Genomic DNA, 13,080 nt, shown 5'->3' on the forward strand with positions numbered 1-13,080 from the left:
CTTGATCGTCACGTGAACACGCCGAGCGAACCCGCCGCCAATGCCGCCGAACCGACGCTGCCGGTCAGCAAGCCCTGGTTCGTCTACCTCGTTCGCGCGGCCAACGGTTCGCTCTACTGCGGGATCAGCGACGATCCCGTCCGCCGCTTCGCCACTCATCAGAGCGGTAAAGGCGCGCGCTTCTTTCTCTCCAGTCCGGCTGTTGCGTTGGTCTATACCGAAGTCTGTCGCGATAAAAGCGAAGCGCTGCGCCAGGAACGGCTGATCAAAAAACTCAAGAAAAGCGCCAAGGAGTGCCTGGTGGCGACGTTTGCGGCCGCCTTATCAATCTGACTGATAAGTTCCCATCAGGCGGATGGGTGGGAGGCTCGCGCAATGCGCGCTAAGCTGCGGATTCCCTATCCGTGCGGCGGAGCCGAGCATGTCCGAGTTGATTCTTCATCATTACCCGACGTCCCCTTTCGCCGAAAAGGCCCGCCTGCTGCTGGGCTTCAAGGGGCTGTCCTGGCGCTCGGTAAAAATTTCGCCGGTGATGCCAAAGCCTGATCTGACGGCCCTGACTGGCGGCTATCGCAAGACCCCGGTGTTGCAGATAGGCGCTGATATTTATTGCGACACTTCGCTGATCGCCCGTCGACTGGAGCAGGAAAAAGCCTTGCCGGCGTTCTTCCCGGAAGGTCAGGAAATGATCACTGCAACCTTCGCCGCGTGGGCGGACTCGGTGGTGTTCCAGCATGCGGTCAGCCTGGTGTTTCAGCCGGAATCGATCGCTGTGCGCTTCGGCGCTATGCCGCCAGAAGCGATCAAGGCGTTCCTGGCCGATCGCGCCGGGTTGTTCAGTGGCGGCAGCGCTACCCGGTTGTCCGCCGAGCAAGCCCGGCATCAATGGCCGACGATCATGGGGCGCCTGGAGCAGCAGCTTCAGCGCGAGCAGGGCGACTTCCTGTTCGGCGAACCGTCGATTGCCGACTTTGCCCTGGCGCACTGCCTGTGGTTCCTCAAGGCTACGCCGGTGACTGCACCGTTGGTCGATGCCTATCCGGCGGTTTCTGCGTGGTTCGGGCGGGTGATGGGCTTCGGTCATGGCGCGTCCAGCGAGATGACGTCCGAAGAGGCGTTGGAAGTGGCGCGCAAGGCGACACCGGCCGCGTTGCCGGATGAGCAGTCCGACGAGCCTAACGGGTTTGAGTTGGGTCAGCAGGTGGTCATCGCGGCGACCGATTACGGTGTTGATCCGGTGGCCGGGGAGTTGCTGTTTGCCGGGCGGGAGGAATTGATTCTGCGCCGCGAAGACGAACGTGGCGGTGTGGTGCATGTGCACTTTCCGCGGTTTGGTTTTCGCATCGAAAAACAGTAAGCGCGGATTACTGGTCATGCACCGACCTGCAGGCGCTGGCAAGCCAGCGCCTGCAAAGGATTGTGTCGTGCTGGAGAGTTACTTCAGGGCCGCAAGAATGGCATCCGGGTCATACCCACGAATCAGCGTCCCGTTGACATCGATGATCGGAATCCCGCCGCCACCCAACGCCTCGTAGGCCTTGCGCGCCTCGGCGTCCTTCTCGATATCGAATGCTTTGTACGGAATGCCTTTCTGATCGAGAAAGCGCCGGGTCAGTTTGCAGTAACCACACCATTCAGTGGCGTAGAGCACGACGTTGGCCTTGGCCTGGGTCTGTTCGGACACCACCTGCGAAGGATTGAACACCCGCTCGATCTTGCCCCAGTTCTGATAAACCACGACCACCAGCAGGATCAGCAGGCATTTCTTCAGCACGCCGCCAAGCATCAGTTGCGTCGCTTGAGCTGGTCAGTCAGCTGAGTCGGCAGGCCTTTGATGATCAGCGTGCCGGCTTCTTCGTCGTACTCGATCTTCGAGCCCAGCAGATGCGCTTCGAAGCTGATCGACAGACCTTCGGCGCGACCGGTGAAGCGACGGAACTGGTTCAGGGTGCGTTTGTCCGCCGGAATCTCCGGCGACAGGCCGTAGTCCTTGTTGCGGATGTGATCGTAGAAGGCTTTCGGGCGTTCTTCGTCAATCAGCCCGGAGAGTTCTTCCAGGCCCATGGGCTCGCCCATTTTTGCCTGGCTGCTGGCGTAATCCACCAGGGTCTTGGTTTTTTCGCGGGCGGACTCTTCCGGCAGGTCTTCGCTTTCCACGAAATCGCTGAACGCCTTGAGCAGCGTGCGGGTTTCGCCGGGACCGTCGACCCCTTCCTGGCAGCCGATGAAGTCGCGGAAATACTCCGAAACCTTTTTGCCGTTCTTGCCTTTGATGAACGAAATGTACTGCTTGGACTGTTTGTTGTTCTGCCACTCCGAGACGTTGATCCGCGCCGCGAGGTGCAACTGGCCAAGGTCGAGGTGGCGGGACGGGGTCACGTCCAGCTCATCGGTCACTGCAACGCCTTCACTGTGGTGCAACAGGGCGATCGCCAGGTAATCGGTCATGCCCTGCTGGTAATGCGCAAACAGCACGTGGCCGCCCACCGAGAGGTTCGACTCTTCCATCAGCTTTTGCAGGTGCTCCACCGCCACACGACTGAACGCCGTGAAATCCTTGCCGCCGTCGAGGTATTCCTTCAGCCAGCCGCTGAACGGATGCGCCCCGGACTCGGCATGGAAGAAACCCCAGGCCTTGCCTTGTTTGGCGTTGTAGCTCTCGTTGAGGTCGGCAAGCATGTTCTCGATGGCGCCGGACTCGGCCAGTTCCGAGTCACGAGCGTGGAGAACTGCGGGTGTGCCATCGGGTTTTTTGTCGATCAGGTGGACGATGCAATGACGGATCGGCATGGGCTTCTCGGCTGTTTGAAGCGGCTGGTTGGAGAGAGCAGGGCACAGGCTCCCGAAAAAGTGCCAAGTGTACCGCAACCACTGGTTTTGGCGCGGTGCGAAGGGCAATTCGTAGCCGTGCGATGGCGCTTATGCAATTTTTTCCGGTTTTAGAGCAATAAAGCTGACCAAATGGCTAGCTAGAGGCGGATATTTCCCCGTCTCTGTGCTAGTTTTGCCCGGTCTTGCGCGAAGTCACTGCGTTAAGCGTGCATTCAGCATTTGTCAGGTCGAACCAAACCCTGATTTCGGTATCTATAACCCCGATCCCGTGGTTATTGGCCGAGGGTGCCAGATCCAGAAGATCGGGCTCGATGGCTGACACTGCACTCTGCAATCCATATGAATTTGATAGGGAAGGAACACTACATGGCTCTTACTAAAGACCAACTGATCGCCGACATCGCTGAAGCTATCGACGCGCCAAAAACCACCGCGCGTAATGCTCTGGACCAACTGGGCCAAATCGTTGCCGATCAGCTGGAAAACGGCGGCGAAATCACTCTGCCAGGTATCGGCAAACTGAAAGTGACTGAGCGTCCTGCCCGTACCGGCCGTAACCCTTCGACTGGCGCTGCCATCGAAATCGCTGCCAAGAAAGTTATCAAGCTGGTTGTGGCCAAAGGCCTGACCGACGCTGTTAACAAGTAAGACGCAGTAAAAAAAAAGCCGTGCTCCGGAGCGATCCGGGCACGGCTTTTTTGTGTCCTGGATATTTTCGGACACTGCGAATCCTGTGGGAGCGGGCTTGCCCGCGATGGCGGTGTATCAGTCACATCAATGCTGGATCAGAGGGCCTAATCGCGGGCAAGCCCGCTCCCACAGGATATTTGTAGCGCTCGGAGAGGCGAGGCCAACCTTTACTCAGCTTTTACGCGCCCAACGCTCGCGCCACACCTGTTGCTCGGATTTGGTCTGGAAGGTCCAGGCGACGAAGCGGCTTTGCTTCTGGCCCTGGGACATTTCCACGACCTGGCTTTCCAGCACGCCGGCCTTTTTCAGCGCCGTCTGAATCGCCGGCAGGTTCGAGGCTTTCGAGACCAGGGTGCTGAACCACAGCACTTTGTGTTGAAAATGCGCGCTCTCGGCGATCAGTTGCGTCACAAAACGCGCTTCGCCGCCCTCGCACCACAGTTCGGCCGACTGACCACCAAAGTTCAGCACCGGCAATTTGCGTTTCGGGTCGGCGCGACCGAGTGCGCGCCATTTACGCTCGCTGCCCTTGGTCGCTTCGTCCATCGAAGCGTGGAACGGTGGATTGCACATGGTCAGGTCAAAGCGTTCGCCGGGTTCGAGCAAGCCCAGCAGAATGTGCTTGGGATTAGTCTGCTGGCGCAACTGAATGGCCTTGTTCAGACCGTTGGACTGGACGATGGCTTTGGCGGCGGCCACAGCGGTCGGGTCGATTTCCGAGCCGAGGAAGTGCCAGCGGTAGTCGCTGTAACCGATCAACGGATAGACGCAGTTGGCGCCCATGCCGATATCGAGCACCTTGACCGGCGCGCCGCGCGGGATCTCTCCGTCATTGACGCTGGCCAGCAGGTCGGCCAGGAAGTGCACATAGTCAGCACGCCCCGGCACCGGCGGGCACAGGTAATCGGCCGGAATGTCCCAATGCGCCACGCCATAAAACGACTTGAGCAGCGCCCGGTTGAACACGCGCACCGCGTCGGGGCTGGCGAAGTCGATGCTTTCCTTGCCGTACGGGTTGGTGATCACGAACTTCGCCAGTTCCGGCGTGCTCTTGATCAGCTCCGGGAAGTCGTAGCGACCCTGATGGCGATTGCGCGGGTGCAGGCTGGCCTTCGGACGTGGTTCCACGGCTTTGGCCGGGGTGGCGGAGTCAGGCTTCTTGCGCGCGGGGCGGGGAGTGCGGGGGGCGTTCATGGGCGTTGTCGATTCGGGTATGGCTAAAAGTGGTGGGCATTGTCCCACATCCGGGCCTTGTGAACGCAATTGTGACAAACACCGCGTCATCCCTCTGTAGGAGTGAGCCTGCTCGCGATGGGGCCATGACATTCAACATTGATGGTGGCTGAAAGTCCGCTATCGCGAGCAAGCTCGCTCCCACAGGGGATTTGCGCTGATGGGGAGAAAGCGTCGGGCACAAAAAAGGGAGGCCATTGTTGGCCTCCCTCTTTCATTGCGCGTTGCCGTTACAGGCTGGCAATCCGCGCATGCTGCTCGGCCAGTTTGCCCAAAGCCTGTTCGGCTTCAGCCAGTTTGGCGCGTTCTTTCTCGATGACTTCGGCCGGGGCCTTGTCGACGAAACCGGCGTTCGATAGCTTGCCGCCCACACGCTGGACTTCGCCCTGCAGACGCAGGATTTCCTTGTCCAGACGTGCCAGTTCGGCGTCCTTGTCGATCAGGCCGGCCATCGGCACCAGCACTTCCATCTCGCCCACCAGCGCGGTGGCGGACAGCGGTGCTTCTTCGCCGGCAGCCAGGACGGTGATCGATTCGAGGCGAGCCAGTTTCTTCAACAGGGCTTCGTTCTCGGTGAGACGACGCTGATCTTCAGCGCTGACGTTCTTCAGGAACAGGTTCAGCGGTTTGCCCGGCCCGATGTTCATCTCGGCGCGGATATTGCGCGTGCCGAGCATCAAGGTTTTCAGCCATTCGATGTCATCTTCGGCGCCCTGATCGATACGCGCTTCGTTCGCCACTGGCCAAGGCTGCAGCATGATTGTCTTGCCTTCGATACCGGCCAGCGGCGCGATGCGCTGCCAGATTTCTTCGGTGATGAACGGCATGAACGGATGCGCCAGGCGCAGCGCGACCTCCAGTACCCGAACCAGCGTGCGACGCGTACCGCGCTGACGCTCGACCGGTGCGTTCTCGTCCCACAGCACAGGCTTGGACAGTTCCAGGTACCAGTCGCAGTACTGGTTCCAGATGAACTCGTACAAGGCTTGTGCCGCCAGGTCGAAGCGGAACTGGTCGAGTTGGCGAGTCACTTCAGCTTCGGTGCGTTGCAGCTGCGAGATGATCCAGCGATCCGCCAGCGACAGCTCGTAGGCTTCGCCGTTCTGGCCACAGTCTTCGCCCTTGTCCAGCACATAGCGCGCCGCGTTCCAGATCTTGTTGCAGAAGTTGCGATAGCCTTCGACGCGGCCCATGTCGAACTTGATGTCGCGACCGGTGGACGCCAGCGAGCAGAAGGTGAAACGAAGGGCATCGGTGCCGTAGCTGGCGATGCCGTCGGCGAACTCGTCGCGAGTCTGCTTCTCGATCTTCTTCGCCAGTTTCGGCTGCATCATGCCGGAGGTGCGTTTCTGCACCAGCGCTTCCAGCTCGATACCGTCGATGATGTCCAGCGGGTCAAGGACGTTGCCCTTGGACTTGGACATCTTCTGGCCCTGGCCATCTCGCACCAGACCGTGCACATAAACGGTCTTGAACGGAACCTGCGGCGTGCCGTCTTCGTTTTTCACCAAATGCATGGTGAGCATGATCATCCGGGCAACCCAGAAGAAAATGATATCGAAGCCGGTGACCAGCACGTCGGTGGAGTGAAATTTCTTCAGGAATTCAGTCTGCTCAGGCCAGCCCAGGGTGGAGAACGTCCACAGGCCCGAACTGAACCAGGTGTCGAGAACGTCGTTGTCCTGTTGCAGCGCAACGTCCGGGCCGAGGTTGTTCTTGGCACGCACTTCGGCTTCGTCGCGACCGACATAGACCTTGCCCGACTCGTCGTACCAGGCCGGAATCCGGTGGCCCCACCACAACTGACGGCTGATGCACCAATCCTGGATGTCGCGCATCCACGAGAAGTACATGTTTTCGTACTGTTTTGGCACGAACTGGATACGGCCGTCTTCAACGGCGGCAATCGCTGGCTCGGCCAACGGCTTGGTGGACACGTACCATTGGTCGGTCAGCCACGGCTCGATGATGGTGCCGGAACGGTCGCCTTTCGGCACTTTCAGCGCGTGATCATTGACGCTGACCAGCAGACCGGCCGCATCGAACGCGGCAACGATTTGCTTGCGCGCTTCGAAGCGGTCGAGGCCGACGTATTCGGCCGGGATCTTGCCGTCGATACTTTCGTTCAGCGTGCCGTCGAGGTTGAACACCTGACAGGCCGGCAACACGGCGGCGTTCTTGTCGAAGATGTTCAGCAGCGGCAGGTTGTGGCGCTTGCCGACTTCGTAGTCGTTGAAATCGTGCGCCGGGGTGATTTTCACGCAACCGGTGCCGAATTCCGGATCGCAGTAATCGTCGGCGATGATCGGGATGCGGCGGCCGACCAGCGGCAGCTCGACAAATTTGCCGATCAAGGCTTTGTAGCGTTCGTCGTTCGGGTTAACGGCCACGGCGGCGTCGCCGAGCATGGTTTCCGGGCGAGTGGTCGCGACGATGAGGAAATCGTGGCCTTCAGCGGTCTTGACGCCGTCGGCCAGCGGGTACTTCAGGTTCCACAGGAAACCTTTCTCGTCGTGGTTTTCCACTTCGAGGTCGGAAATCGCCGTGTGCAACTTGGTGTCCCAGTTGACCAGACGCTTGCCGCGATAGATCAGGCCGTCTTCGTGCAGGCGCACGAACGCTTCTTTAACCGCTTCCGAGAGGCCGTCGTCCATGGTGAAGCGCTCACGGCCCCAGTCCACGGACGAGCCGAGACGGCGGATCTGACGGCTTATGTTGCCGCCGGACTGATCCTTCCATTCCCAGACTTTCTCAAGGAATTTCTCACGGCCCAGGTCATGACGATTCTGGCCCTGGGCTTCGAGTTGGCGTTCCACCAGCATTTGCGTGGCGATACCGGCGTGGTCGGTGCCCGGCTGCCACAGGGTGTTGCGACCCTGCATGCGGCGGAAACGGATCAGGGCGTCCATGATCGCGTTGTTGAAGCCGTGCCCCATGTGCAGGCTGCCGGTGACGTTCGGCGGGGGGATCATGATGGTGTAGGACTCGCCCGCGCCTTGCGGGGCGAAGTAATTCTCTGACTCCCAGGTGTTGTACCAGGAAGTTTCAATGGCGTGCGGCTGGTAGGTCTTATCCATGCGCGGCGGGACCCTATTGGCATTAATTCAGGAAAAGCCGACGAGTATAGCGGGGCATGGGGCGCAGGGCGAGCGGGGGCGGACAGGGCGCGCCCTCAAAAATGGTGCAAGTCCCCTGTGGGAGCGAGCCTGCTCGCGATGGCGGGGTATCAGTCACCCTTTAAGTCGACTGGCTCACCGCCATCGCGAGCAGGCTCGCTCCCACAGAGAAACTGGTTTGGGTTCAGTCGTTGTACTGGCTCAACAACCGCTCCAGACGCGCACTGAGGCGGCGTTTGATTTCGGTTTCGATGTGCGGGGCGAAGTCGTCGATCACGTCTTGCATGATCAGTTGTGCGGCGGCGCGCAGTTCGCTGTCCAGGTGCAGCAGGTCGTCGGGACCTTTGGGGGCGGCGGCCGGTTGCGCGGCAGCGACGACGGGTGTCGGTTCGACGATTGGCTGGCTGGCGCTGACCGTGTCAAACAACATCGGAATCTGTTCCTGGTCACCGTCTTCGACCGTGTCGGTCAGCAGCGGTGGTTGCAGGTTGTCATCGCCGAGCAGTTGGCGGATCGACTCGAGGTCGTCCAGCAGGTGCGCGGACTTTTGCAGCGGTTTTGGAGTGTCCATCGGAATGCTCAGAGTCGCTGTAAACGGTGATCTTGCAGAGGATAGCCCTGTTCGCGGTAGAAACGGAAACTCTCCCGCGCAGCCGTGCGTATCGCCGGATCTTCCACCACCACTTCCGCCACGCGGGCGAATTTGTTGGCGAAGGCCGGGACTTTCAGGTCGAGGTTGACCAGCAAATCCTGATGTTGACCGCAGTCATCGCCAAGACCCAGCACGATCAAACCGTCCGGTTCGTTTTCGGCAGGGCCGTGGGGCACGAAGCTTTCGCCCTTGAAGGCCCACAGGCGCGCATCGAGATCGTCACGCTGGGCGGCATCGCTGCAATGCAGGTAGATGCGATGACCCATGCGCCAGGCTTTTTCGGTGAGCTTGCAGGCAAAATCCAGCCGTGCCGAAGGATCGGCGCTGGGCAGGATATAGAAGTCGACTTTGGTCATTGCGGTTCCTGAGCCTTGAGCGGCGTCATACGGAAATGACGCCGCCCGAGGTCATCGGTTTCAGGCTTTGGCGCGGTCCAACAGGTATTGGGTCAGCAATGGAACCGGACGGCCAGTGGCGCCCTTGTCCTTGCCGCCGCTGGTCCAGGCCGTGCCGGCGATGTCCAGGTGCGCCCAGTTCAGGTTCTTGGTGAAGCGCGACAGGAAGCAGGCAGCGGTGATGGTGCCGGCTTTCGGGCCACCAATGTTGGCGATGTCGGCGAACGGGCTGTCCAGCTGCTCTTGATACTCATCGAACAGCGGCAGTTGCCATGCACGGTCGTCGGCAGCCTTGCCGGCGCTCAGCAGTTGGCCGATCAGTTCGTCGTTGTTGCCCAGCAGGCCGGAGGTGTGTGCGCCCAATGCAACGACGCAAGCGCCGGTCAGGGTCGCGATGTCGATCACGGCTTGTGGCTTGAAACGCTCGGAGTAGGTCAGGGCGTCGCACAGCACCAGACGGCCTTCGGCGTCGGTGTTGAGGATTTCCACGGTCTGGCCGCTCATGGTCGTGACGATGTCGCCCGGACGCGAAGCGTTGCCGCTCGGCATGTTCTCGGCGCAGGCGAGGATGCAGACCAGGTTGATCGGCAGCTTCAGCTCGAGCACGGCACGCAGGGTGCCGAAGACGCTGGCGGCGCCGCCCATGTCGTACTTCATTTCATCCATGCCGGCGCCCGGCTTCAGGCTGATGCCGCCGGTGTCGAAGGTGATGCCTTTGCCGACCAGGGCGTACGGCTTCTCGGATTTCTTGCCGCCGTTGTATTGCATGACGATCAAGCGCGGCGGTTGGGCGCTGCCCTGGCCGACGGCGTAGAACGAGCCCATGCCCAGTTCCTTGATCTTCTTCTCATCAAGGACTTCGACTTTCAGGCTTTTGAATTCTTTACCGAGGTTTTTCGCTTGTTCGCCGAGGAACGTCGGGTGGCAGATGTTCGGCGGCAGGTTGCCCAGGTTGCGGGTAAACGCCATGCCGTTGGCGATCGCAGTGGCGTGGGCCACGGCGCGTTCGACTTCAGCCTGGGCTGCCTTGATGGTCACGAGGGTGACTTTTTTCAGGGCGCGAGGTTCGGTTTTCTGGCTCTTGAACTGATCGAAGGTGTATTCGCCGTCCACGAGGGTTTCGGCCAGCAGACGGGTTTTGCCGTAGCTGTCGCGACCCTTGACGATCACTTCGTCCAGCGCCAGCACGGCATCGCTGCCGCCCAGGCCTTTAAGGGTGTTGAGGACGCCGGCGATGATTTTGCGGAACGGGCGGTCACCCAGCTCTTCGTCCTTGCCCACGCCGACCAGCAACACGCGCTCGGCCTTGAGGTTCGGCAGGCTGTGCAGCAACAGGCTCTGGCCAACCTTGCCGGCCAGGTCGCCGCGCTTGAGTACAGCGCTGATGGCGCCGCCGCTCAGTTCGTCGAGTTGTTTGGCCACGGCACCGAGCTTGCGGCCTTCGCCGACAGCGACCACCACCGTGGCGGTTTTCAACGTTTCCGGGTTAACGCTTTTTACAACCAGTTCCATGTCCGGGTCCCTGAATGATGGGTCAACGCGCGAGTGCTCGACGACAGACGTTCGAGCCTGCTTATTTATAGTGCGAAAGACGCAAGTCACGGCTTGCGACAAAGGCCGCAGTTTGAACCTCGCTACCGGCGCCTGACAACCCTCGGTTGTACGATCTTCAACGCTTTGACCGCCTGCGCAACCATGCGCAGTGACAGGCGCACCCAATCACAGGATAATGCGCCAACTTTTTTCGGCGGCTCTGTCTTGCGGGCTGCCTGATACGTTTGCTTGTTTGGCCGCCTTAGCCTGACAACCCTGGAGTGTCTGGTTTGATCGTCTTCCGTTACCTATCCCGCGAAGTCCTGTTGACCTTGAGCGCCGTCAGTGCCGTGCTGCTGGTCATCATCATGAGCGGACGCTTCATCAAATACCTCGCCCAGGCGGCGGCTGGTCTTCTGGACCCGGGCTCGCTGTTCCTGATCATGGGTTTTCGTCTGCCAGGCTTTCTGCAGCTGATCCTGCCGCTGGGCCTGTTTCTCGGGATCCTGCTGGCCTACGGTCGCCTGTACCTTGAAAGCGAAATGACCGTGCTCTCTGCCACGGGCATGAGCCAGCAGCGCCTGTTCACCATGACCCTGTTTCCGGCCACCCTGGTGGCACTGGTGGTAGCGTGGTTGAGCCTGAGCCTGGCGCCGCAAGGAGCCAATCAGTTCCAGTTGCTGCTGAACAAGCAAGACGCGCTGACCGAGTTCGATACCCTCGAGCCGGGTCGCTTCCAGGCCCTGCGTGACGGCACCCGGGTGACCTACACCGAAACACTGTCGGATGACCGCATCAACCTTGGCGGGGTGTTCATTTCGCAAAAGAACATTTCGTCGGACAAGAAGGATCGCGGGATTTCCGTGTTGGTGGCCGAGAAGGGCCGTCAGGAAATTCGCCCTGACGGCAACCGCTACCTGATTCTCGACAACGGCTATCGCTACGACGGTAATCCGGGGCAGGCCGACTACCGTGCAATCAAGTACGAAGAGTACGGCGTGTTGCTGCCTAAGCCGGACGTCAGCGACGAAGTCACCGACCGTGATGCCATGCCCACCAGTTCGTTGCTCGGCAGTGATGACCTGCGTTCGCGCACCGAGCTGCAATGGCGCCTGTCGTTGCCCTTGCTGGTTTTCATCGTGACCTTGATGGCGGTGCCGCTGTCGCGGGTCAATCCGCGTCAGGGCCGTTTCCTCAAGCTGCTGCCGGCGATTCTTCTTTATATGGCTTACCTGAGCATCCTGATTGCCGCCCGCGGCGCCCTCGAAAAGGGCAAGATCCCGCCCGCGCTGGGCTTGTGGTGGGTTCACGCGATCTTCCTGTCCATCGGCCTTGGCTTGCTCTATTGGGAACCCTTGCAGTTGAAGCGGGCGAGTCGCCGCAGCGCGCTGGAGGTGGCCCGTGGTTAAGCTCGATCGCTACATCGGTAGCAGCGTCTTCATCGCGATCCTGGCGGTATTGGGGATTATTCTCGGCCTGGCGACGCTGTTCGCTTTCATCGACGAAATGAGTGACGTCAGCGATACCTACACCCTGCTCGATGTCCTGAGCTACGTCCTGCTGACCGCGCCGCGCCGGCTCTACGACATGTTGCCGATGGCGGCACTGATCGGCTGCCTGATCGGCCTCGGCAGTCTGGCCAGCCACAGTGAGCTGACGATCATGCGCGCAGCCGGCGTGTCGGTCGGTCGGATTGTCTGGGCCGTGATGAAGCCGATGCTGATCCTGATGGTCGTGGGTGTGTTGATCGGCGAGTACATCGCGCCGGCGACCGAAAGCACCGCGCAGGCCAACCGCTCGCTGGCTCAAGGCAGTGGCGATGCGCAAAGCGCCAAGCATGGCCTGTGGCACCGTCAGGGCGAGGAGTTCATCCACGTCAACTCGGTACAACCCAACGGCGTGCTGTACGGCGTGACCCGTTATCGCTTCGACGATCAACGGCACATGTTGTCCTCGAGCTTCGCCAAGCGCGCGCAGTTCGACACGGATCACTGGCAGTTGAGCGAAGTCACGACCACGCTGTTCCATGACAAGAGCACCGAAGTGGTCACGGCCCCGGTCGAGCGCTGGAACGTCGCACTGAGCCCGCAACTGCTGAGCACCGTGGTGATGTCGCCGGATTCGCTGTCGATCACCGGCCTGTGGGGTTACATCCACTATCTGGCGGATCAGGGGCTGAACAATGGCCGCTACTGGCTGGCGTTTTGGGTCAAAGTGTTGCAACCGCTGGTCACTGCCGCGCTGGTACTGATGGCGATTTCTTTCATCTTCGGTCCGTTGCGTTCGGTGACCCTCGGTCAGCGGGTGTTCACCGGCGTACTGGTGGGCTTTACCTTCCGCATCGTCCAGGATCTGCTGGGGCCTTCGAGCCTGGTGTTCGGCTTCTCGCCACTGTTTGCGGTGCTGGTGCCGGCGGGTGTGTGCGCCATGGCCGGGGTCTGGTTGCTGCGCCGCGCCGGCTGATCACGGGTATTTCCCGTCCTCGCGGGTGACAAAAAAACGCCCCTGTCGCAAGACCGGGGCGTTTTTGTAGGTGCCGTCTGACCTGCGAACGTGACGCTTGCGCCGTGGATCAGGTACAATTCCCGGCTATTTTTCGGCGGGCTATGCCTGCAGCCTTTTTGAGTGT

Annotated in this window: 12 protein-coding genes; 5 read left to right on the plus strand and 7 right to left on the minus strand. The window is 60.5% G+C overall.

Going from position 1 to position 13,080, the window contains the following annotated elements; translation table 11 throughout:
• The first annotated feature begins 12 nt into the window (after positions 1-12).
• Positions 13-333, plus strand: coding sequence for a GIY-YIG nuclease family protein (locus F8N43_RS16730; protein WP_150654054.1), 321 nt, complete (start codon positions 13-15; stop codon positions 331-333).
• Positions 334-421: 88 nt separating this feature from the next.
• Positions 422-1,357 (plus strand): glutathione S-transferase family protein, encoded by a 936-nt coding sequence (locus F8N43_RS16735; RefSeq protein ID WP_150639667.1) that lies wholly within the window; start codon positions 422-424, stop codon positions 1,355-1,357.
• A 78-nt stretch (positions 1,358-1,435) separates the two neighbouring features.
• Here the strand turns inward: F8N43_RS16735 and F8N43_RS16740 are convergent, their stop codons facing one another.
• Entirely contained in the window at positions 1,436-1,786 is a 351-nt protein-coding gene (locus F8N43_RS16740) for a glutaredoxin family protein (RefSeq protein WP_150639668.1), read from the minus strand.
• A complete protein-coding gene (gene yejK, locus F8N43_RS16745) occupies positions 1,786-2,790 on the minus strand; it encodes a nucleoid-associated protein YejK (protein ID WP_150631257.1) in 1,005 nt (334 codons plus the stop codon). Before yejK ends, F8N43_RS16740 begins: the two co-directional genes overlap by 1 nt.
• 408 nt (positions 2,791-3,198) lie before the next feature.
• Here yejK and F8N43_RS16750 point away from each other — a divergent pair, with 408 nt between their 5' ends.
• Complete coding sequence (locus F8N43_RS16750) at positions 3,199-3,480, plus strand: HU family DNA-binding protein (protein ID WP_007905514.1); 282 nt, start codon at positions 3,199-3,201, stop codon at positions 3,478-3,480.
• 213 nt (positions 3,481-3,693) lie between these two features.
• On the opposite strand, the gene rlmF is transcribed toward F8N43_RS16750, so the two are convergent.
• The 5 genes from rlmF to F8N43_RS16775 form a co-directional block, all read right to left on the minus strand.
• Entirely contained in the window at positions 3,694-4,716 is a 1,023-nt protein-coding gene (rlmF, locus tag F8N43_RS16755; RefSeq protein WP_150631256.1) for a 23S rRNA (adenine(1618)-N(6))-methyltransferase RlmF, read from the minus strand.
• A gap of 269 nt (positions 4,717-4,985) precedes the next feature.
• A complete protein-coding gene (locus F8N43_RS16760; RefSeq protein WP_150631255.1) occupies positions 4,986-7,832 on the minus strand; it encodes a valine--tRNA ligase in 2,847 nt (948 codons plus the stop codon).
• Positions 7,833-8,055: 223 nt separating this feature from the next.
• On the minus strand, positions 8,056-8,442 hold the full coding sequence (locus F8N43_RS16765) for a DNA polymerase III subunit chi (protein ID WP_150631254.1): 387 nt from the start codon (positions 8,440-8,442) through the stop codon (positions 8,056-8,058).
• Between the two features lie 8 nt (positions 8,443-8,450).
• Positions 8,451-8,879: a DNA polymerase III subunit chi gene (locus tag F8N43_RS16770; RefSeq protein WP_150631253.1), complete on the minus strand. Its 429-nt coding sequence runs from the start codon at positions 8,877-8,879 to the stop codon at positions 8,451-8,453.
• Positions 8,880-8,939: 60 nt separating this feature from the next.
• Positions 8,940-10,430, minus strand: coding sequence for a leucyl aminopeptidase (locus F8N43_RS16775; RefSeq protein ID WP_150654055.1), 1,491 nt, complete (start codon positions 10,428-10,430; stop codon positions 8,940-8,942).
• A gap of 311 nt (positions 10,431-10,741) precedes the next feature.
• Here F8N43_RS16775 and lptF point away from each other — a divergent pair, with 311 nt between their 5' ends.
• On the plus strand, positions 10,742-11,860 hold the full coding sequence (lptF, locus tag F8N43_RS16780; RefSeq protein WP_150631251.1) for an LPS export ABC transporter permease LptF: 1,119 nt from the start codon (positions 10,742-10,744) through the stop codon (positions 11,858-11,860).
• Positions 11,853-12,914 carry an LPS export ABC transporter permease LptG gene (gene lptG, locus F8N43_RS16785; protein ID WP_150639670.1) on the plus strand — a complete coding sequence of 354 codons (1,062 nt, stop codon included), beginning with the start codon at positions 11,853-11,855 and terminating at the stop codon, positions 12,912-12,914. Before lptF ends, lptG begins: the two co-directional genes overlap by 8 nt.
• Positions 12,915-13,080 lie beyond the last annotated feature (166 nt).

It is taken from the genome of Pseudomonas fluorescens (genome assembly GCF_902498065.1).
Taxonomy (GTDB): Bacteria; Pseudomonadota; Gammaproteobacteria; order Pseudomonadales; family Pseudomonadaceae; genus Aquipseudomonas; species Aquipseudomonas fluorescens_BJ.